Below are 24,005 nucleotides of genomic sequence, written 5' to 3'. Positions count from 1 at the left end.
CATGACCAACAAGAGCGAGACGCAGGCCCAGATGCAGGCCGAGATGCAGGCAGAGATGCAGGCAGAGCTTCCGGCAAACGCAGCCGTTCCGGCCGAGCAGGCCCAGGCTGTGGCCCAAGCTGCACCGGCTCCCTCCGCTCAGGCCGCCGCCGGTCATGCACCTGTGGCGCCCGCGGCCTCACACGCGACCCTTGCCGCGCACAGCGCCACGCCCAAGAAGGTGAAGGCACGGACGCACAAGAAGGACGACGAGGACGAAGCCGCCCAAAATGGCGACCAGAAGGATGCCGACGCTGCGCAGGCCGACGCGGATCAGCCCGAAAGCGCCGTGCAGGCCTCGGCCGCCGGTGGACAGGGTCATGTCGGTGAAGGCCAGTGGGCCGATCGCGTCTATGCCCAGGGTGCTGCCGGCGCCGGCGCTGGCGGCGGATCGGGCAGCTTCTTCTCCACGCCCGCCTTTTATGTGCTGGGCGCTGCCGGTGCGATCGGCGCCGGGTTCGCCATCTTCGGCGGCGGCAGCGATGAGGCGAGCATCGCTGCGCCCAAGCTCGCGCTGAAGACCGACACCGGCGCTTCGGCGACCGACTACATCACCCAGGACGGCACGATCAACGTCTCTGCCATCACCGGCACCAACGCCTGGGAATACTCGACCAATGGCGGCTCGACCTGGACGGCCGGCACCGGCACCAGCTTCACGCTGGCCGAGGGCAGCTACGCCGCCGGCGCTGTGCAGGTTCGCCAGAAGGACGCGACCAGTGGCAAGACCAGCGAGGCCGGCAAGATCGCCAACGCCATCACGGTCGACAAGACCGCCGCCGCCGCACCGGTCATCAACGCGGTCGCCGGTGACGATCTGGTCAACCAGGCCGAAACACAGGCCCCAGTCAGCGTCTCGGGCACGGCCGAGGCCGGCACCAGCATCACGGTCACCTGGGGCACCACCAGCAAGACGGTCACCACCGCCGCCAATGGCACCTGGACGGCCAGCTTTGCTGCCAACGAACTGCCCGCCGACGGCGCCTATACCATCACCGCCAAGGCAACCGACGCCGCCGGCAATATCTCCGCAACAGGCTCACGACCGGTTACGGTCGACAGCAGCAACTACATCACCGGCACGGTCGCGGCGGGCCCGGTGATCGCCGGCATCGAGATCAAGGCCTATAAGGCCGATGGCACGCTGCTTGGCTCCGGCGTCACCGACGGCAATGGCGCGTTCAGCATCGCGGTCAAAGGCTATACCGGCTACGTCATGGTCGTCGCGACCGACCCACTCGCGAACGCCCAGGGCTATCTGAACGAAGCGACCGGTCTGCAGGCGGACATCGACGTGGCGCTGCGTGTCGTGACGACGATCGAGGCCGGTCAGGATCTTGTCGTCAACATCACGCCGTTCACCGAGGCTGCGGCGCGTCTCATGGGGCTTGCGAGCGGCAGCTCGACCATGACCGGTCTGACCGCGACCGCTGTCACGCAGGCCAATGCCACCGTCGCCACCTTGTTCACCGACGATGTGGACACATCGCTGCCAGCACAGCTGGCAAAGCTGGTCATCGACAGCAATGGGGCCAACACTGCGGCCTCCGCGAACGTTTACGGCGTTTACCTCGCCGCGCTTCAGGGCTGGGCGCATAGTGAAGGCCTGACGCTGGATCAGGCGATCCAGCAAATCGTCGATGCCATCACCACCACCGCCAACGGTGCCAACACGACGCTGGCCGACCTGGGACAGGCTCAGGGCCAGTTGCTCGCCGACATTCTGATCCAGGGTTTTCACGATGTCACCCAGGTCAATCCGGCCTTGGCCAATGCCTCGCTGCCGCAGGCCCAATTGCAGCAACTCGGCATGATCAACGACACGACCGGGCCGGCATTCAGCGGCGGCAGCACGGTCATCGTGTCCGTCCTCGAAACGGCGGCCCCCGGTACGCTGCTCTACACCGCGACGGCCTCCGATCCCTCGGGCAAGACGAGCTATTCGATCGCCTGGGGCAGCGGTCCCGCGCCCTTTGCCGCCTATGACATCGCGGATTTCTTCACCATCGATCCACAGACCGGCGTGATTAAGACGGTCCAGACCCTCGATTATGAGGATCGCGCCAGCTGGTCGATCGAGGTCACAGCGACGGACTTCTGGGGCAATCAGAGCGTCCAGGCGGTCACCGTGAACGTCGGCAACGTCAACGAAGCGCCGGTTCTGGATCATCCGCTCGCCGATCAGGTCGCCACGGCCAATCAGCCGTTCAGCTACATCATCCCCAGCGACGCCTTTTACGATGTCGACGGCGATACGCTGACCTACGCCGCGCAGCTTGTGGACGCTCAGGGCAATGTCTCGGCCCTGCCGAGCTGGCTGACGTTCAATGCGCAGACGGGCACCCTCAGCTCGACGGCCGTCCAGGCGCTGACCGACCCGATCACGATCCGCGTGACAGCGTCCGATGGCAGCCTCACCGCCACCGACGATTTTACCCTGTCGATCGCGAGCGCGCCGGTCGTCACGGAAATCGTCGCGAACAAGGCGGTTGCGATGGGAGCGAGCACCGTGACGTTCACGGTCACGCTCAGCGAGGGGGTCACTTATCCGTCGAGCCCTGCTCCAGAGGTTGTGCTGCGGTTCGTTGCGACCAACACATATCTTGCGACAGCCACTTTGGACGGAGCCGCCACGGCCGCGTTGAACGACCCGACGAAGCTGGTGTTCACGGCTCAAGTGCCGGTGACGGACACCACGGAAGTGCGAATCCTGGCACTGAACTTCACGGACGTGACGGGTCTGGTGTCCGGCGAGCCGGTCTCTTCGGACTCGGGTCAGCTCGTGACCTACGGGGCGCTGCCGTTCGTTGTCGACAGCACGGCGCCTGCCCTGACCAGCGCGACGCTCACCGTGAATGAGAACGCCACTGCGGTGGGGACCCTCTCCGCCAGCGAAGCGGTGAGCTGGGCCCTGGCGCCCGGCGGCGATGCTGGCCTGTTCACGCTGAGTTCTTCAGGGGCGCTGAGCTTTACCGCGCCGCGCGATTACGAGACGCAGGTCCACAGCTACACCATCAACGTCAACATGACGGACCTGGCGGGCAACATGACGTCGCAGGCTGTCACGGTGAACCTGGCCAACGTCAATGAAGCGCCGGTCGTCGCGCATCCGCTCGCAGATCAGGCAACCGTGCAGGGGCAAGCGTTCAGCTACACCGTGCCGTCCAACAGCTTCTCGGACGTGGATGCCGGCACGACCCTGACCTACACGGCTCAGCTGGTGGGCAGCGGCGGCGCCCTGTCGGCCTTGCCGTCATGGCTGACCTTCAATGCGGCGACCCACACATTCTCCTCGACGTCCGCGCCGGCGCTCGCCAGCCCGATCACGGTGCGGGTGACCGCGTCCGACGGCAGCCTGTCGGTCTCGGACGACTTCACCGTCTCGCAGGCCTCGGTCCCGGTCTTCTCCACCAACCTGAATGGCGTCACCAATCTGGATGTGCGGTCCGACGTGGTCTTCAGCGCGAGCGAGAACATCGCACTAACGACGGTCGACGGCACGTACACGATCAAGCTGGTCAATGATGCCAACAGCGGATCGAAGACGGGCTATTCCGGCACGCTCGGGGAATCCATCGACAACACGCAGACGCTGGTCGTCACTGTCAGCGGCGGGGTGGCTTCCGCCAAGTGGAACGGCGTGACGGTGAACGTCAACGATGTCCTCTCCGTCTCTGGCAACAAGCTGATCATCGATCCGGTCTACGACCTCGATTTCTCGAACAATTACCATGTCGAGGTCGGCGCGGGACTGTTCATCGGGCAGACCTCTGGCCTTGGCAACGCGGCGGTGGCGAGCGGTGCGACCTTCGCGACCGTCACGCCCAACACCACCGGTTCGGGGGCAGCGCTGGTCTCGGGCGGAGCGGCCTCGCAGATCATGCATGCAGACGGCACGCTAGCCGCCAGCCATAAGTGGGTGGGGATCGATAACGTGGGCAACACGGCGGTTGCCTCGGCTACGTCCATCGGCAGCCTGTCTGCCGCGGGCTATGCGCTGGTGGTCAGTGACCGCGACGCCTCCGCTGACATCGGCACCTGGGACTTCTGGGTCCGGGCGACCGACTTCGGTGCCGACGATCTGGTGTATCTCGATAATCAGCAGAACGGCACTGCGGGCTGGGATTTGTCTACCACATCCTTTGCAAGTGGCGATTCGCCCAATGACAACGATACGCGCGTCGGCTTCGGCACTTACAACGTGACGGCGCCGTTCCCGAACAGCAGCCAGTCGTACATCGACCTCGATATTGGTGGTGAATGGCGTGAAACGCCTGACGCTGTTCAGACTTATTTCCAATCTGCGACACCGCTTTTCGTAGGCGGGTGAATATCCATCAGGGCCGGATGAGCATCCGGCCCTGAACAGTGGGAACTGTGGGATAATCGAAAGACGAAATATTCAATTTTACTTTCGTAGGGGGCAAAAATGGCCACGACCTCAAAATATATCATTATGAGTACTGCTGCCGATAATTCCAACATTATCGACTTCGGCCTGAATTACGGTACGCTTTCGCTGGACGGGCAGGAGATGCAGTTTCTCGGTTCGGCTCTGGTCGATGCCGTCTTCGTCCGACCGGGCGCGACTTATTCCCTCAGTATGGGTGCGGGCGCAGATCGCATATATTTTGAAGGGGCACTGGCCGACTATACGCTCACCAGATCTGGCGCGACGCTCACGCTGACGCGGACGGCTCAGGGCAAAGTGGAGACGGTCAGTCTCGCCGGCGCTAACTCCGCGACGACCCCTGATGTGCTGGTGTTCTCGGATGGCAGCGTGGCGGCCAATGCGGTGTACAATCATGTCTCGAAGGGCGACCCATTGCCGGTGCCGTCCGGCGAGACATCTGTCGCGCCGAGCGGACCGGCCGCGCCGGCGGCAGTCCTGTCCGCGACGGTCAAGGTCGTGTCTTTCGACGGGACCGGCGAGACGATTGCGCTGTCCAAACCGGGCATGAAATTTCAGGTGCTGGGCAATGCCGGCGTCGATGTCGTTTACGTCTCTGATGGTGCGACGGTCGATGCCTCGGCGCTCGGAAACAGCACCGATATTGTCTACATGCGAGGTCACTGGGCCGATTACACCAAAGTGGTCTCGGGCTCGAAGATGACCTTGACCCGGACAGTTGGCGGTCAGCTCGAAACAGTTGTCGTCTCGGCCGCCGGCAATGCGCTCAACGATCTCCTCGTCTTTGCTGACGGCGCCGTGCGCTCACAGGTTGCTGGCACGGCTGTGAAGGCGGACGCCAACGTCGCGATTGCGGCCATCTCGGGCTACGATGCAGCGACGATCACGCCCGGTCTCAATGAGGCGCCGGTGCTTGCCGAGGCACTTGTCGATCAGATGACGGTCGAGGGGCAGGCCTTCACTTACAGTATCGCGTCCGGAAGTTTCACGGACCCGGATGGAGATGCGCTGACCTACACGGCGCAGCTGGTCGATGCGCAGGGCAATCTTTCCGCATTGCCGTCCTGGCTGAGCTTCGATGGCGCCACCGGCACCTTCTCGTCCACGTCCGCGCCGGCACTGGCCAGTCCGATCACCGTTCGCGTCACGGCCTCGGATGGGAGCCTGTCGGCATCCGACGACTTCACCATCGAAGCGCATCCTGTGCCGCTGCTTTCGACCAATGTCGATGGCGTGACCAACCTTGATGTGCGGTCCGACCTCGTCTTCACCTCGAGTGAGGACATCGCTCTGACCGCTGTCGACGGCGTTTATGAGATCAAGATCGTCAACGATGCCAACACGTCCGCTAAGGCGGGATATTCCGGCTCGTTGGGTGAAGCGATCGACAACACGCAAACGTTGGTCGTCACCGTCGTCGACGGCGAGGTCTCGGCGACCTGGAACGGTGCGACCGTTGCCATTGCGGATGTCCTCACCATTTCGGGCGACAAGCTGATCATCAATCCCAAATATGATCTCGATTTCTCGAACAATTATCATGTCGAGATCGACGCGGGCCTGCTCGTTAGCGCGACCTCGGGTCTCGGCAATGCGGCCTTGCTCAGCGGCGCGACCTTCTCGACCGTCACGCCCAACACCAGCGGCACCGGAGCCGCGCTCGTTACCGGCGCTGCGGCTTCGCAGACCATGGTGGCGGATGGCTCTCTGACCGCAGGCCACAAATGGGTCGGCCTCGACGGTATTGGCAACACGGCGGTCTCGGCTGCCACGTCGATCGGTAGCCTTGCCGCGGATGGTTATGCGCTGATTGTGACGGACAGGGACGATTCGAGCGTGGTCGGTACCTGGGACTTCTGGGTCCGTGCGACCAATTTTGGCGCTGACGATCTCGTCTATCTGGACAACCAGCACAACGGAACGAGTGGGTGGGATCTCGCAAGCACCTCGTTCGGAAGCGGCGATGCCGCCAACCCGAATGACACGCGCGTCGACTTCGGCACCTACAGCGCAACTGCGCCATTCCCAAACAGTAGTCAGGCCTGGATCGATCTCGATATCGGTGGCGAGTGGCAAGATTCGCCGGCCGCTGCGCAGGCTTTCCTACAGTCACAAACAGCTCTTTTTGTAGGCGGTTAAATCATGACGGGCCAGATCGAAATCTGGCCCGCCTTAACGCGTTTCCTCGAGAACATTTTCTAGCAGAATTTTTTTGAAATTCTCTTCCGGAGTCAAAGGTCATGGCAATCACGTCGAAATATATCATCATGAACACCACCAATGGTGGAAACTTCATCGATTTCGAGCTGAATTACGGAACGTTGTCTCTGGATGGGCAAGAAATTCAGTTTCTGGGCTCCTCTTTTGTGGACGCCATCTTCATCCGTCCCGGCGCGACCTATTCGCTGAGCACAGGTGCGGGCGCGGACCGCATCTATTTTGAAGGATCGCTGGCGGATTATACGGTAACGCGGACCGGTGCGACGCTGACCCTGTCTCGCACGGTCGAAGGTAAGGTCGAGACGGTCAATCTCGCCAGTGCCAACTCGGCCACGACGCCCGACGCGCTGATTTTCGCGGACGGCACGGTCGCGACTAACGCGCTGTACAATTATGTGTCGAAGGGCGACCCGCTCCCGGTGCCGTCCGGCGAGAACTCGACCGCGCCGACCGGCGCTGCGGCGCCGGGCGCGGACCTGTCCGCCACCGTCAAGGTCGTGTCCTTCGATGCCAATGGTGAAACCATTTCCCTCTCCAAGCCGGGTGTGACTTTCCAGATTCTCGGTAACAACGGTGTTGATGTCGTCTATGTGGCAGATGGGACGACCATCGATGCATCGGCGTTGGGTGGCGGCACGGACGTCATCTATTTCCGCGGTCGGTGGAGCGATTACACCAAGACGGTGAGCGGCTCGCGTATGACGCTGACCCGCACGGTGGGCGATAACGTCGAGACCGTGACGGTGTCGGCAGCGGGCAACACGCTGAACGATCTGCTCGTCTTCGCCGATGGCGCGGTGCGCTCGCAGGTCGCGGGCACAGCGGTCAAAGCCAATGCCACCGTCGCCCTCGCCGACCTGTCCGGCTACGATCCCGCCACGGTGACGCCCGGCCTCAACGTGGCGATCCAATCCATCGCCCAGCCGGCCGCGCCGAGCTGGTTCAAGGTCGGTGACACGCTGAGCCTCACGCTCAATTTCTCGCAGCCGGTCGTGCTGGCCGAAGGCAAGACCGTCACGGTCGTGGCGTTGATCGGCGGGCAGGAAGTGCTGCTGACGGCAACCGGCACCAGCGCAACGGCGGCTGGCGTGCGCGGGCTGGAGTTCACAGCGGCGCTGGCCGGCAATCTCTATGATGGCGACGGCATCACGCTCAAGGCGGACAGCCTCGCGCTCGGCACTGCCACGACCGACGATTTCAAGGGCGAGGGCGGCCTGCCCGTCGTGCTGACGTCACCGGCGATCCAGGCGCCCAATATCCGCGTTGATACCGGCGCGCCGGATGCCGCGACGCTCAACCTTGTCGGGAATGCGGTGAAGGGCGTCGACGCGGCGCTCTCTGTGGATGGCGTGTTCTCGCTGACGGCTGAAAACCAAGCCACCGTGCAGATCGAATTCCGCAGCGCGAACGGCGTGATCGTGCGGACCGTCACCGGCACAGGCGCCGCGCAGGCGATCACGCTCAGCGCCGCCGATCTGGCCGAGCTGGGCGATGGCCCGGTGCAGGTCTCCGTGCAGGTCACCGATGCCGCGGGCAATGTGTCCGCGCAGAGCGACCTCAGCTTCACCATTGACGGCGAGGCGCCGGGCGCACCGGTGCTGGCTCTGGGCACGGGCGTGGGAACGGGCGCGACGGCGGCGGAAGCCACGTCGGCCAACGGCGTGGTCCTCGTGACCGCCGAGGCTGGGTCCAGCGTGACGGTGACGTTCACCAACGGCACCAGCAGCATCACCAAGCAACTAAGCGCCGACGGGACGGCGCAGGCTGTCGTGCTGACGGCAGAAGATCTTGCGACGCTGGGCGATGGCGAGATTGCCGTGTCGGTCACGGCGACGGATGCTGCCGGCAATGTCTCGGCGGCGACGCCGGTTGCCTTCACGCTCGATACCGTCGCGCCCAGCGCGATGGTGGCCAGCGCGGATGCGCAGAGCGGGATTATCGCGATCACCGGTCAGGAAGCCGGATCGACCATCGAATATAGCATCGATGGCGGGCAGAGCTGGAGCCAGAGCTTCGCGGCGCAGGCCGGCACCAATGCCGTTCAGGTGCGCGAGGTGGACGCTGCGGGCAATGCCTCGGCGCCCCAGTCGCTGAGCTTCGATCTGGTGACGGCGCTGCCCGTGCTGTCGGTCGGGCTGACGCAGGACAGCGGCCCTTCGGCGATCGACGGGCTGACCAGCGACGGCAGTCTGCAGGTCTCCGGCGTGAGCGCGGGCGCGACGGTGGAATATAGCGTCGATGGCGGGCAGAGCTGGACCAGCGCCTTTACGGCGGTGGAAGGGCTCAACCAGGTTCACGTCCGCCAGACGAACGGGACAGACGTCTCTCCACCGGTCCTGCTGGTGTTCACGCTCGATACGCTCGCGCCGGAGGCGCCGGCGATCACCGTCGCTGCCAACGTCGCCAATGGGGCGACCGCTGCGGAAGCGCTCTATTCCGGCGGCGCCGTGCAAGTGGCGGCCGAAATCGGCACGTCCGTCGCGGTGACCTTCGCCACCGCGCAAGGGAGCGTGGTGAAGACCGTCTCCGGCATCGGCGCCGCGCAGGCGGTCGTTCTCGATGCCGCGGATCTCGCCATTCTGGGTGACGGCGAGGTGGCGGTCTCCGCTATCGCGACCGATGCATCCGGCAATGCATCGGTTGTCGCGACGAGCGCATTCACGCTCGACACCACGGCCCCAAGCGAACCGCTTCTCGACCTGATCGGCGATGCGCAGAAGACCGCCGCAGAGGCGACGGGCACCGAGGGCGCCATGGCGGTGACGGCGGATGTCGGCACCAGCGTGCGGCTGGTGTTCAACGGCACCAGCGGGACGGTGACGAAGCTCGTGCAGGGCACGGGCTCGGCGGTCGCAGTCAGTCTGACGCAGGCCGAGCTTACCACGCTCGGCAACGGCACTGTCGCCGTTTCGGCCACGGCCAAGGATGGCGCCGGCAATGTGTCGGCAGCATCCGCGCTGAGCTTCGCTCTGGACACGGGTCTGCCCGACGCGCTCGTCGTCGAAGGCAATGAATATACCGGAATCCTCAGCATCACCGGCCAGGAGCCGGGCGCTCTGATCGAGTTCAGCGTCGATGGTGGCGCGACGTGGAGCAAGAGCTTCACGGCCAATCCTGGCCCCAATTCGGTGATGGTGCGCCAGACCGACGTTGCCGGCAACATCTCGCCGGCGACGCTGGAGGAGTTCACGCTCGACCCCTCGATCACCCTGACGTCGCTGTCCCTCTCGCTCGGCAATGATACCGGCGTCTCGAACACGGATGGCGTGACCTACGATGCCAGTCTGGTCGTCGAGGGCCAGGAGAGCGACACGGCGCTGCAATACAGCCTCGATGGCGGCGAAAGCTGGAGTTACGACATCGGCAATCTGGACGGGGCGACCCTGCTGGCGGTCCGGCAGTTCAATGCCGTAAGCGGCAAGTTCTCCGCCGCGTCGATGATGAGCCTGACGGTCGACACAGCGCCGCCTGCCGCGCCGACGGTCACGCTCGGCGCGGGCGTCGCCGATGGCGCCTCGCTGGATGAAGGCACATCGAGCGGCGGTATCGTGCGCGTCACTGCGGAAGCCGGGGCCACCGTGGTGGTGACGTTCACCGGCGCTGACGGCGTCGTGGAAAAGACGATGACCGGCACCGGTGCACCGAAGGCGGTCCTCCTCTCGGCTGCCGAACTGGCCCAGATCGGCGATGGTCCGGTCGCGGTCACGGCCGTGGCCAGCGATGCAGCCGGCAACACCTCGCTGAATGGCACGGCCAGCTTCACCCTGATGACGGCGCTGCCTGACTCGCCGCTGCTGCAAATCGTCGGGAGCGAGACCAAGTCGCTGGCCGACGCCCTCTCGACCGACGGCGTACTGACGGTGACAGCCGCAGCGGGCCTCGGCGTCCGCCTCGTCTTCACCGGCGTGAGCGGCACGGTCGTCAAGGTCATTGCCGCAGCGAGCGGCGGTGAGGACATCATCGCGATGACGTCCGGCGATCTTGTGACGCTGGGCGATGGCCCCATCCTCGTGACCGCGCTTGCGCTGGACGTGGCCGGCAACGCTTCGGCGCCCGCCACGCTCGACTTTAGCCTGGATGCGGTGCCGCCTGCGGCGCCGCTGCTCACGCTCGGCGTGGGCGTGGAAAATGGCGGTGCGACCTCGGCCGAGGCCAGCGCCGGCGCCGTGCTGGTGAAGGCCGATACCGGCACCATCGTCACGCTCACCTTCACCCATGGCAGCAATGAGGTTGTGAAGGCCATCACGGCCAACGGCGCCTCGCAGGTGATCCGTCTCACGGCCGGCGACATGGCGCGGCTGGGTGACGGGCAGGTCCAGGTGACGGCTGTCGCCACGGATGTCGCCGGCAACCAGTCCGACCCGGCTCAGGCGGCCTTCATTCTCGACACGGCCGTGCCGGTTGCGGGCCTCACGCTGGTCGGTGGCAGCACCAAGTCCTCCGCTGACGCGCTCTCGGTGGACGGTGTCGTGCTCGCCGCTGCCGAAAACGGCGCGGCGATCAAGGTGACGTTCAACGGTTATTCGGGCCGCACGGAAACGGTCAATCTGATCGGCACCGGCACGGCTCAGGCGGTGACGCTGACGGCAGCCCAGATCGCGGCCTTGGGTGACGGCGTTGTCCAGGTCTCGATGGTCGTCACCGATCTGGCGGGCAATCAGTCCTCGCTCGAAAGCCTGACGTTCAATCTCGACGCTGGCGCGCCGGAAGCACCGACGCTGACCTTGGCCACTGCCGCTGCGAACGGCGCGACGGAAGCGGAAGCGACGGCCCCCACCGGGATTCTCACGCTCTCGGCCGAACCGGGTGCCGTCGTCTCGGTGACCTTCAGTGGGTCTGTCGGCAGCGTGACCAGAACGCTGGTCAGCGATGGCGCACCCAAGACGATTGTCCTCACCGCGCTGGAACTGCAGACGATCGGTGACGGCGCCGTGGCCGTGTCCGCCGTCGCCAGCGATGCCAGCGGCAATGTCTCCACCCCGGCGACGTCCAGCTTCACGCTGGACCGGCAGGCGCCTCTTGCGCCCACTCTCGCCCTCGGCGCCGGCGTCGCCGGCGGTGCGACCCAGGCCGAGGCGCTCGCCAGCACCGGTGTAGTCACCGTGCGTGCGGAAGGCGGGTCGGCCATCACGGTCACCTTCGCCGGGTCGCAAGGCACGGTCTCGAAGCAACTGGTTGCCACGGGTGCGGTTCAGGCGGTGACTCTCACTGCGGCTGACCTTACCACGCTGGGGGATGGCGCCATCTCTGTGACCGCGACGGCGACGGACGCAGCAGGCAATGCCTCGCCTGTGGGCGCGTCGCTCGAGTTCGCGCTGGATCGGGTGGCGCCCAGTGCGCCGACCCTGGCGCTCGGCACCGGCATCGCAGACGGTGCGTCGGCAGCGGAAGCCTCCTCGCAGGGGGGCGTGGCTCTGGTCACTGCCACGGCCGGGCTGACGGTGAGCGTCACGTTCAAGAATGGCAGCAACCAGATCGTCAAGGAAGTGGCGGCCACGGGCGCGGCGCAGGCGGTAGTCCTGACCGAAAACGACCTGGCGACGCTGGGCAGCGGCACGATCTCGGTCAGTGCCCTGGCCCGCGACGAGGCGGGCAACGCCTCGACGGCCGCCACGTCCAGCTTCACGCTGGATACGGTGGCGCCGGCGGCTCCGCTGGTCTCGCTGATCGGTGCTTCGGCCAAGACCAGCACCCAGGCTGCCAATGTGCTGGGCGTCGCTCAGGTGACCGCGGAGAATGGCTCGGCTGTCACGGTGACGTTCACCAATGGCATCAACAGCGTGGCCAAGACGCTCACCGGTACGGGAGCGGCGCAATCCGTTGTGCTGACAGCCGGTGACGTCGCATCGCTCGGCAGCGGCACCATTGCCGTGTCCGTCACCGCGATCGACGCGGTGGGGAACATCTCGCAGTCCGGCAATGCGACCTTCGTCATCGACAACACGCCGCCTGCTGCCCCCGTCATCGAGCTGGGTGCAGGCGTGGCGGATACCGCCTCGCTGGCGGAAGCCACGGCGAGCACGGGCGTCGTAACCGTCGCGGCGGAGGACGGCGCGACGGTGACTGTCACCTTCACCCGCAGCGGCAATACCGTGACCAAGACGGTTACCGGCACCGGCACGGCAAAGGCCGTGGTGCTGACCGCCAGCGATCTGGCAGCGCTCGGTGACGGGACGATCTCGGTCTCCGCCATCGCCAAGGATGTAGCGGGCAATACCTCTGCCGCGGCGACGGCAGCGAGCTTCGTGCTGGATCGGACGCCGCCGACGGCGCCCGTGCTGGCGCTCGGGTCTGGCGTCTCCAATGGCGCGACGCTCGCCGAGGCCAAGGCCGCCACGGGTGTGGTGACCGTCACGGCCGAGACTGGCGCTGCCGTCACCGTGACCTTCACCAATGGCGTGAACAGCGTCACCAAGACGCTGACCGGTACGGGCTCGGCCCAGGCTGTCACGCTGACCGCCGCCAATCTGGCGACGCTCGGCAACGGCACCGTCTCGGTGTCCGCGGTGGCCCGTGACACGGTCGGCAATGACTCGGCGGCGACGAGCCGGACCTTCACGCTCGACATGACCCCGCCCAACAATCCCACGCTGACGGTGGTCGGCTCCACGGAGAAGTCCGGCGCTGCCGCGAGCAGTTCTGCAGGGGCCGTGACGGTCTCGGCGGAGCTCGGCTCGGCCGTCACCGTGACCTTCACCAATGGCGCCAATGTGGTGACCAAGACCATGACCGGCACAGGCGCCCCGCAGATCGTGACGCTGAGCACGACCGATCTGGTGACGCTGGGTGACGGCTCCATTTACGTCGCGGCAACGGCGACCGACACGGCGGGCAACGTCTCCGCTGGCGGCGGTTCGGTGCAGTTCACGCTGGATCGGGTCGCGCCGAACGCGCCCACGCTGACGCTGGCCGCGGCCAGCGCCGACGGCGCATCCATGTCCGAAGCGCTTGCCGAAACCGGCGTCGCGACCGTGATGGCCGATGCTGGCTCGCTGGTTACCGTCACCTTCGTGAACGGTTCCAACAGTCTGGTGAAGAATGTGGTCGCCACAGGTCTCAGCCAGGCTGTCACGCTGACGCAGGCGGATCTGACGGTGCTTGGCAATGGTACGATTTCGGTGTCGGCGGTCGCCACGGATGCGGTCGGCAATGAATCCGCCGAAGCCAGCCGCACCTTCCTGCTCGACATGACGCCGCCCAACCCGTCCGTCCTCGCGCTGGTGGGCTCGCCGGCCAAGACGACGGCGCAGGCAACCGGGGCCAGCGGTGTCGTCAAGGTCACCACCGAGCCGGGCGCTACGGCGACGATCAAGTTCACCAGCACGGCAGGTACGATCACGAAGACGCTCGTCGGCACCGGCGTGGCGCAGACGGTTCTCCTCTCTGCTGCTGACGCTTCCGCTCTGGGTAACGGCACGGTGAATGTGTCGGTGCAGGTGCAGGACTCGGTCGGCAATCTCTCGACCGCTGCCACGACCAGCTTCACCATCGACGATGTCGCGCCGAATGCGCCTGTCATCGTACTAGGCACCGGCGTGGCCGACATCGCTTCGGCGGCGGAAGCCACGGCGGCAACCGGTGTCATCACGGTACAGTCGGAAGCTGGCGCCGCCATCACGGTGACCTTCACCAATGGCAGCAAGAGCGTCACCAAGGCGCTGACGGGCACGGGATCGGCGCAGGCCGTGGTGCTGAGCGCCGCTGACCTTGCGACGCTGGGGGATGGCACGATTGCCGTCAGTGCCAGCGCCAAGGACGTCGCCGGGAACACGTCTCCGGCAAGCACCAGCAGCTTCACGCTCGATAGCATCGCGCCGGTTCCGCCCACGCTCGCTTTGGGCGCGGGCATGAGCGATGGCGCCACGCTGGCGGAAGCCAGAGCTGCGACCGGCGCCGTCGTGGTGACGGCGGAAGTCGGCACGACCGTCACGGTGACATTCACCAACGGCAGCGCGACCGTGCAAAAGTCGATCGTGGCAGCCAGCGGTTCGAACCCGGTGACGCTCTCGGCATCGGATCTCACCTTGCTCGGCAACGGGACGATTTCGGTCTCCGCCGTAACCAAGGACGCGGTAGGCAACGCCTCGACGCCGGTGACCGCCAGCTTCACGCTGGATATGGTCGCTCCGACATCGCCGACGCTTGCCTTGCTGGGTGATGTCACCAAGTCGTCCACCGGCGCTGCGGCCCCTTCGGGCGTGGTGACGGTGACGGCGGAAGCCGGTGCGGTCGTGAAGGTCACCTTCGCGCGTGGCAGCAACACGGTCGTGAAGACCCTCACCGGAACTGGGACCGCACAAAGCGTCGCGCTCTCGGCGGCTGAAGTGGTCGCCCTGGGCGATGGCACTGTGGCCATCACGGCGGTGGCGACTGACCCGGCGGGCAACGCTTCGTCCATCGCCTCGGGTGTCCAGTTCACGCTGGACCGTGCAGCGCCGGGTGCACCCACGATCACGCTGGGCACGGGCGTCGCCGACATCGCTTCGGCAGCGGAGGCCACCGCGGCAAGCGGTGTGATCAGCATCACCGGCGAAATTGGCTCCAGCATCTCCGTGGTGTTCTCCAACGGCTCGAACAGCATTGTGAAGACGCTGACGGCGACTGGTTCGCCCCAGGCGGTGACGCTCACCAGCGCGGACCTGCAGGCGCTGGGTGATGGCACGATTGCCGTCACCGCGCAGGCGAAGGATCCGGCGGGCAACGAGTCGGCCGAAACGGCCAGCAGCTTCGTGCTCGACCGGACGCCACCGGCGACGCCGACCATGACCCTCTCGGACGGCATCGCCGGTGGTGTTACCGCTGCCGAGGCGCTGGCGAGCACGGGTGTGGTCAAGGTGACGGCGGAGGCCAATGCGCTCGTCACGGTCGTCTTCACCGCCGGGGCCAACAGTGTCACCAAAACGTTCACCGGCAATGGCCTCACCCAGACGGTGTCGCTGACCGCGAACGATCTGGTGAAGCTGGGCAATGGCGCGGTGTCGGTTTCCAGCTTCGTGACGGATGCGGTCGGCAACCAGTCGGCAGCCGCCACCAGCACATTCACCATCGACACCGTGGCACCGACCGGCCCCACGCTGCTGCTCTCCGGCACGGCGTCGAAGAATGCGGCGCTGGCGGCCGGCACGGTGGCGACTCTCACGGCCGAAGCGGGCGCGACCGTCAGCGTCAAGTTCGTCCAGGGCTCGGTGGAGATCACCAAGACCCTGATCGGCACCGGCGCTGCACAGGATGTCGTGCTCACGGCGACCGACGTGGCTGCCTTTGCCGACGGTGCCATCACCTTCTCCGCGCTGGCGCGAGATAGCGCGGGCAACCTGTCGGTGGCCTCTTCGACCCGTCAGTTCACGCTGGATCGTGTGGCACCTGCCGCGCCGGTTATCGGGCTGGGCGCAGGCGTTGCCGACGGCGCGTCGTCTACGGAGGCGACGGCTGCGGGCGGTGTGGTCACCGTCACGGCAGAAAATGGCGGCACGATCCAGGCGGTGTTCATCGGCACGGCCGGTTCGGTGACCAAGACGGTCGCTGCGGATGGCACGGCAAAAGCCGTCGTGCTGACCGCCGCCGATCTCACCGCCCTGGGCAATGGCGATGTGCTCGTCTCGGCGCAGGTGACTGATGCCGCGGGCAACGTCACCACCGCTGATCCGCTCACCTTCCAGCTCGATACCGTCGCGCCGGCCGCCCCGGTCATTGGCTTGCCGGCGTCCTATGCGGGCGGCGCTTCTACCGCTGAGGCGCTGAGTTCCGCTGGTGCTGCGACCGTGACGGCAGAGGCCGGCTCGGTGGTCGCCGTGACCTTCACAGGCACGCTCGGTACTGTGACGCGGACGGTGATCGGCACCGGTTCGGCACAGGCGGTGACGTTGGATGCCTCGCAGCTCACCACGCTGGGCAATGGCAATGTCACCGTGACGGCGACCGCGACTGACGCTGTGGGCAACATTTCCGCGACAAGCGCAAGCGGCAGTTTCTCACTCGACACCGTCAATCCGACTGTCACCCTAACTGCCGGTAACGGTGCAAACACCAACAATACCAGTGTCACGTCCTCGGAACTGGGGACCGTCTACGTCGTCAACACGACGATGATCCCGACGGTGTCCAAACTTGAGGATATTACCAGCGTTGACGGGAAGTACTGGAATTCCGTCAGTATCGCGACCGCCAACAGTTCCACGGCCATAAACATGCTTGGTCTGGCGAGTGGATCGTACAAAGCTTATTCAGTTGATAATGCAGGAAATATTTCTGCAGTCAGTACAAACACCTACACAGTCAATGCCGTGGTCGAGGCCAGTGCCTTGAACCAGGCCTCCGCTTCTGTGGGTTTTGCCTTCTATGGCTCGTCAAGCAATGAATTTGTGGGCAACTCAATCGATTATGCGGGCGATGTGAATGGCGATGGCTATGGCGACTTCATCGTCGGCTCCATGGCAACTGGCAACTGGGCCCGCGCTTACGTCATCTACGGTGGCCCCACCAATCTGAATGGCGCGTATAATGTCAATCAACTCACGGTCAGCAACAACACGCTGGGCTTCTACATCAGTGCTTCTCAAGGAAATGAATATGCGGGCCATTCCGTGTCCAACGCCGGTGACGTTAACGGCGACGGTCTGAACGACCTTCTCGTTGGCGCTTGGGGACGCGACAATGGCAATGACCTGGCCGGTGGCGCCTACATCGTTTACGGCAAGACTGGCGGGACGTTTGTCGATCTGGCCGCGCTCCCCGGGGCGGTCGGCGCGACAAAGTCGAACGGCTTTGTTCTGATCGGGAGCAATACGGATGGTCGTGCAGGCATTTCTGTCTCGGTCGCCGGGGACATCAATGGCGATGGCTATGCCGATTTCCTCGTCGGAGCCCATCAGCAGGATGTCGGGTCTGCCAATGAGGCCGGGCGCGTCTACGTCGTCTACGGTCGTTCGAACAATAGCACCATCGACCTGTCCGCGCTCACTGCGGCCAGCAACAGTCTTGGGTTCATGGTCGAGGGGTCCAGCACCAGCGATCAATTGGGTCTTAGCGTCAGCGATGCCGGGGACGTCAATGGCGACGGCTTGAGCGATTTCATCGTTTCGGCTTTCACGGCCGATACCCCTGGGAGCAACTCCGGGGCGGCATACGTCGTGTTCGGCCAGACTGGCATCAATGGCGCCAGCCTGAATGTGTCTGCCCTGACGGCCGCAACCAACACGCGTGGCTTCATGATCAGCGGATCAAGCGCGGGAGACCAGACCGGTTTGGCTGTCGCGGGTTCCGGAGATATCAATGGTGATGGTCTGTCCGACCTGGCCCTTGCCGCCACCTACGCGGACACGTCTGCCTCGAATCCGGGCAAGTTCTACATAGTCTTCGGCAAGTCGGACGGGGCTAGCGTCGGTGCCAGTGCCCTGTCGGTTGCTGGCAACACGCTTGGCTTCGTCATCAATGGGTCGAGCGCGGACGATAATGCCTCCAGCATCTCGGTGATCGGCGACGTGAACGGCGATGGACTGGCCGACTTGCTCGTTGGCTCGCAGGTTTCGGATTCGAACGGTCAGTTGGACGCCGGCAAGGCCTATGTCGTCTTCGGTAAGACGGACAGCAGCACCGTGGAGCTTTCCGCCCTCTCGGTGGCTGGCAACACGCAAGGCTTCGCGATCCACGAATCAGGCCAGGCCAGTGCGTTTTTGGGCAAGTCCGTGTCGGCGGGCGACCTCAACGGCGACGGCCTGGTCGATCTGATGATTACCGCGCATTATGTGGACTACTGGAACGTGGAGGGGGGCGGCGTATCCGTCATCTACGGTTCGACCTCGGGCGTGTTCTCCACGACCAAGGTCAGCCAGATGGGAACCAGCGGGGCCGACACGCTGACCGGGACTTCCGGCAACGACTCGCTTGTCGGTGGCGTGGGCAACGATGTGCTCCAGGGCAATGGTGGCGTGGACGCGCTGTATGGTGGTGCGGGCAATGACCGGATCATCATCAACGCGGACAACGTCGTGAAGCTCGGCCAGTCGGGATCGAGCATCCAGGGCGGCCTTGGCACCGATACGCTGGCGCTGGACGGCGCGGGCATCACGCTCGATCTCACCACGCTGAAGGATGCCTTCGTCAAGGGCATCGAGAAGATCGACCTCACCGGATCGGGCAATAATACGCTCAAGCTGAACGTGACGGACGTGCTCAACCTGCACGATCCGGAAGAGAGCGCCTTCAACGAGTTCGAGGCGCTCACCGGCAAGGTCGGCAAGCAGCAGATGATGGTCGATGGCAACAGCGGGGACGTGCTCCAATTGGTCGGCAGCTGGCTGGACAGCGGAACGGACGTTCAGGACGGCACGCGCAGCTACAGCATCTACAATTATGCGGGGTCTGCGGTGCAGTTGCTGGTGAACAACCAGGTCACCGTGACGGTGCAGGACAATGCTGCTCCGGCGCCGACCTTTGCGGACACAAGCGTCAGTGGAACAGGCACGGACTTTGCCGTTGTCCGCTCGACAGAGGTGGGCACGCTCTATCTGGTGAACACCACGGCTATTCCCACAGTCACCACGCTGGCCGATATCACCGGCAAGGACAGCAAATACTGGAACTCGGTCGCGATCACGGCCGCCGATACCAATACCAACCTCAGCCTGCTCGGCCTGGCCAGTGGAACGTACAAGGCCTATGCGGTCGACGCGTTGGGCAATCTCTCCTCGCCGAGTGCCAACAGCTTCACCGTGACGCCCGTCATCCAGGCGAGCGCGATCATGCAGGCCAGCAATTCGCTGGGCTATATGATCGCCGGTTCCAGCGGCACCGAGTCCTTCGCGGCATCGGTGAGTGCGGCGGGCGATGTGAACGGGGACGACTATGCCGACTTCCTCGTGTCGGTGGGGGGCGCCAACCAGACCGCCTCGAAATCCTATGTCGTCTTTGGCGGACCCAACAACATCTACGGCAGCGTGATCGACAGCATCTACACGGTGGCAACCGGAACGGCAGGCTTCGCCATTCTGGCCTCGTCGGCAAGCGATTATCTTGCCAATGCGGTGAGTGCAGGCGACGTGAACGGTGACGGGCTGGGCGATCTCATCGTCGGCGCCACGGGTGTCGACAATGTCGGTACGAATGCCGGGGCCGCCTATGTCGTCTATGGCAAGACCAGTGGCGCGACGGTCGCATTGTCGAGCCTGTCCACTGCGGTATCGGCAGGCTTCCAATTGCTGGGCGGTACGGCGAATGAACAAGCCGGCTTCTCCGTGTCCGCCGCTGGCGACATCAATGGCGATGGCTATGCAGATCTGCTGGTGGGGGCGATCTCGACCGGCGCTAGCGCTCAGGGCCGGGTCTACGTTGTCTATGGCCGCGCCAACAACAGCAGTATCAACCTGTCGGCGCTGACGGTGGCGACGAACACGCTCGGCTTCATGATCGATGGCTCCAGCGCCAACGACCAACTCGGCTGGAGTACGACCGCACTTGGCGACGTGAACGGGGACGGTCTGGCCGACTTCCTGATCGGTTCGCCATACATCGACGCGAATGGCACGACGGACGCGGGCGCGGCTTATGTAGTGTTCGGGCGGGCAGGTACCAGCGGAACGCCCATCGCCCTAACCGCGCTGACCGCGGGGGGCACCAGCACCCTCGGCTTCGCAATCAGCGGCTCGGTTGCCAATGATCATACAGCATGGTCGATCGCCGGCAGTGGCGATATCAATGGCGACGGTCAGATGGATCTCGTGATGACGGCCCGTCTCGCGGATGCGTCCGCCGGTGGCGACGCCGGCAAGACCTATATCGTTTACGGCAAGACCGGCGGTGCGGGCATTAATCTGAGCGCGCTCTCACTCGCCACGAACACGCAAGGGTTCATCATCAATGGGTCCAGCGCGAACGATTTGCACAATAGAGTTTCGGTGATCGGCGACATGAATGGCGATGGTCTGGCCGACCTCGCAATCGGGTCTTGGCAGGCGGATACCAGCCTTGGGACCGATGCCGGCAAGGTCTATGTCGTCTTCGGCAAGACCGACGGTAGCGGGGTCGATCTTTCCGCGCTCAGCGTGGCTGGCAACACACAGGGCTTTGTCATCGAAGGCAATCAGGCCGGTACGTTGACCTTTGGCGCGGTGGCCGGCAGCGACCTCAACGGCGACGGCCTGGCCGATCTGATCATTGGCAGCAGCAATGCGGATGTGAATGGCCTGACCGACAATGGTGCTGCCTTCGTGGTCTACGGCTCGACCTCGGGTGTCTTCTCAACCACCAAGGTCAGCCAGATGGGCACCAGCGGTGCCGATACGCTCACCGGCACCTCAATCAATGACTCGCTGATCGGCGGTCAGGGCAACGACGTGCTCTTCGGCAAGGGCGGCATCGATACGATCTATGGCGGTAGTGGCAATGACCGGATCGTACTCAATGCCGACAATGTGGTGAAACTCGGCCAGTCCGGTTCCAGCATCCGGGGCGGTCAGGGCATCGACACGCTGGCGCTGGAGGGAACGGACATCATCACCCTCAACCTCACCACCCTGAAGGACGGTGTGATCAAGGGCATCGAGAAGATCGACATCACCGGTGCGAGCAACAATACCCTGAAGCTGAACCTGACCGATGTGCTCAACCTGCATGATACGGACGAAAGCGCGTTCAACGCGTTCCAATCCATCACCGGCGCGACTGGGAAACAGCAGTTGATGATCGACGGCGATGCTGGAGACTCGGTGCAACTGGTCGGGGCCGGCCTGTGGGTAGACAGCGGCCAGGACTATACCGACGGCGGTGTCAGCTACAGCTTGTACAACTACAACGGGGCTGCGGTTCAGTTGTTGATCGACAACGCGGTCACGACGACCGTTCTGGCAGCTTGAGGTCGCTGATCCATGTTCCAGGGGCAGCGACCCGATCCGGAGCAGGCGGTCAAGGCCCAGTCGCGTGGCGACTGGGCCAGGGCGGCCTCGCTTTATGAAGACCTGCTTGCCGAGCAGCCGGACGATCCGGTGTTGCTCGGCAACCATGGCCAGGTGCTGCGCAAGCTTGGCCGGGATGACGAGGCGCTGGTGCAATATGGCCGGGCGATCGAGAGCCCGGAGGCACCGGCGGCGGTCTGGTTCAACTATGGCAATGTGCTCTACGACAAGAGCAAGTGGGAGAAGGCGCAGGCCGCCTTCGAGCAGGCGCTCGCGCTGGAGCGGGCGGATGGCCCGGCCGTCGTGCCCGCGACCATCCAGCTCGCCCGCTGCGCAGTGCGGCAGGGCGAGTATGAGGAGGCGCGGCGGCTGTTCAGCGATGTGCTGCGCCGCGACCCCAACAACTTCACCGCCTGGCTGGAAGCGGGCAATGTCTGCCGCCACCATGGCACGCTGGACGAAGCGCTCGATTTCTATCGCCGGGCCGCCGAGGCAGCGCCCTCGCGCTATGGCGCGCATTTGAGCGTTGCCCGCGCGCTCGAACAGGTCGGGCGGGAGGATGAGGCGGTGCTGGCCTGGCTCAAGGCGCTGGATTGCGCGGGGCCGGACGATCATGCCGATATCCACCACCGCATGGGGCTGGGCCGGGCAGAGCGGGGCGAGTGGCACCGCGCCGTCGAGGGCTTCCGCCACGCGCTGACGGCAGCGAGCGATTTCCACGCCGCGCGGATCGATCTGGCCGATGCGCTCATGCAGATGGGCGCCACTGAGCAGGCCGAGCCGCTGTTCGCCCAGCTGGAAGCGACGGACCTCGACGAAGACGATGAGATCAGATTTGCCGGCACGCTGATGAAGCACAATCAGTTCGACCGGTGCGACGCAGTGTTGCGCGCGCGGATCGAGAAGGATCCGGACAACTGGCGGGGCCATTTCAACCTCGGCAAGGTGCTCATCGAGGGGATGCGCACCGAGGAGGCCGAGGCCTGCTTCGCCAAGGTGGATGAGCTGGCCGGTGATGACGCGCCTGACCTGCGGGCGATGCGCGGCTCGATTGCCGGCAAGCGCGGTGATGTCGATACCGCGCGCGATATCTATACGGAGCTGGGCGAGGAAGAAGGCCCGGAATCCCCGTTCCGTGGCTCGGCGGCGATGGCGGCGCTGTACAGCGAGACGATGACGGCGGAGGAGACCCGCGACTTCCATCAGACGCTGTTCGCGCCATTGGCCGAGGGTGCGAGGGCGGCGACCTCGTTTGCCAACGATCGCTCGATCGGGGCCGGCGCTGCCGATGCCGCCGGGCGCAGCCGGCGCCTGCGCATCGGCTATGTCACCGCCGACATGCATGGCGAGCATCCGGTCAGCCTGTTCATGCGGCCGGTGCTGGCGCGGCATGACCGGGACGCCTTCGAGATCACGGTCTATTCGCTGAGCCCCCTGACCGACGACATGACCCGCCGCGCGCGGGGCCATGTCGATCGCTGGCGCGATGCCGCGAGCATCAGCAATACGCGCCTGGCACAGATGATCGAGGATGACGGCATCGATGTGCTGATCGACCTGATCGGCCACACCGGGCGCAATCGCGCGCCGCTGTTCGGCCGCCGGGCGGCGCCGGTGCAGGCGATGTTCCTGGGCTATCCCTCGACCACCGGCATTCCCAATATGGACTGGCTGATCAGCGATCCGGTGACCTCGCCGAGCGACCATGCCCATCTCTACACCGAGCGGCTCGAGCATGTGCCGGGCTTTGTGTTCTGCTACGCGCCGGAACGGGAGTTTCCGTTCCCCGATTACGGCAAGGCGCATCTCGAGCGCCCGCTCACCTTCGGGTCGTTCAACAACGTCTCCAAGCTCACGCCCTATACCATCCGCCTCTGGGCCAAGGCGATCGTCGCCACGCCGGGATCGCGGCTGGTGCTCAAGGGGCCGAGCTTCCTGGATTCGGTGGCGGTGAACCGCTTCGGCGACCTGTTCGTGGACGCGGGCGTTGCGGCCGACCGGCTGGAGTTTCGCGGTCCATCGAGCCTCGATGAGATGATGGCCGAATATGCCGACATCGACATCGCGCTCGACTGCTTCCCTTATAATGGCGGCACGACGAGTTGCCAGGCGCTGTGGATGGGCACCCCGGTCATCACGCTGGCGGGTGAGAGCTTCGTCCAGCGCATGGGCGCGGGGCTGATGAGCGCCATCGGCCGGCCCGAATGGGTGGCGCAGGACGAGGATGCGTTCGTGGAGATCGCCGTCCGCCTTGCCTCGGATCGCGCCGCGCTGCTGGAGGAAAAGCGCAGCCTGCGCACGCGCTTTGCCGCATCGCCGGCCGGCGACATCGATCGATACACGCGCGCGCTGGAAGACGCCTATCGCCGCATGTGGACCGACTTCGCGGCCGGGGGGGCATGACCCGCGAAGAGTTGGAAACCGGGGAGACCAATGGAGCGGCCTCG

Annotated in this window: 4 protein-coding genes; all 4 read left to right on the top strand. The window is 64.9% G+C overall.

The genetic code is table 11. From position 1 onward, the window contains the following. The first annotated feature begins 1 nt into the window (after position 1). Positions 2-4,369 (top strand): putative Ig domain-containing protein, encoded by a 4,368-nt coding sequence (locus M2342_RS16290; RefSeq protein ID WP_264579850.1) that lies wholly within the window; start codon positions 2-4, stop codon positions 4,367-4,369. 126 nt (positions 4,370-4,495) lie between these two features. Continuing rightward, the gene (locus tag M2342_RS16285; RefSeq protein WP_264579849.1) at positions 4,496-6,589 is read left to right on the top strand and encodes a putative Ig domain-containing protein; all 2,094 of its coding nucleotides are present in this window, start codon (positions 4,496-4,498) and stop codon (positions 6,587-6,589) included. Positions 6,590-6,690: 101 nt separating this feature from the next. After that, positions 6,691-21,519 carry an Ig-like domain-containing protein gene (locus tag M2342_RS16280; protein ID WP_264579848.1) on the top strand — a complete coding sequence of 4,943 codons (14,829 nt, stop codon included), beginning with the start codon at positions 6,691-6,693 and terminating at the stop codon, positions 21,517-21,519. A gap of 12 nt (positions 21,520-21,531) precedes the next feature. Further along, positions 21,532-23,961, top strand: coding sequence for a tetratricopeptide repeat protein (locus tag M2342_RS16275; RefSeq protein ID WP_264579847.1), 2,430 nt, complete (start codon positions 21,532-21,534; stop codon positions 23,959-23,961). The last annotated feature ends 44 nt before the right edge of the window (positions 23,962-24,005 follow it).

The sequence above is a fragment of the Sphingobium sp. B8D3A genome (genome assembly GCF_025961995.1).
Classification (GTDB): Bacteria; Pseudomonadota; Alphaproteobacteria; order Sphingomonadales; family Sphingomonadaceae; genus Sphingobium.
Note: the sequence above shows the minus strand (reverse complement) of the source record. Positions and strands in the feature narration are given on the sequence as shown.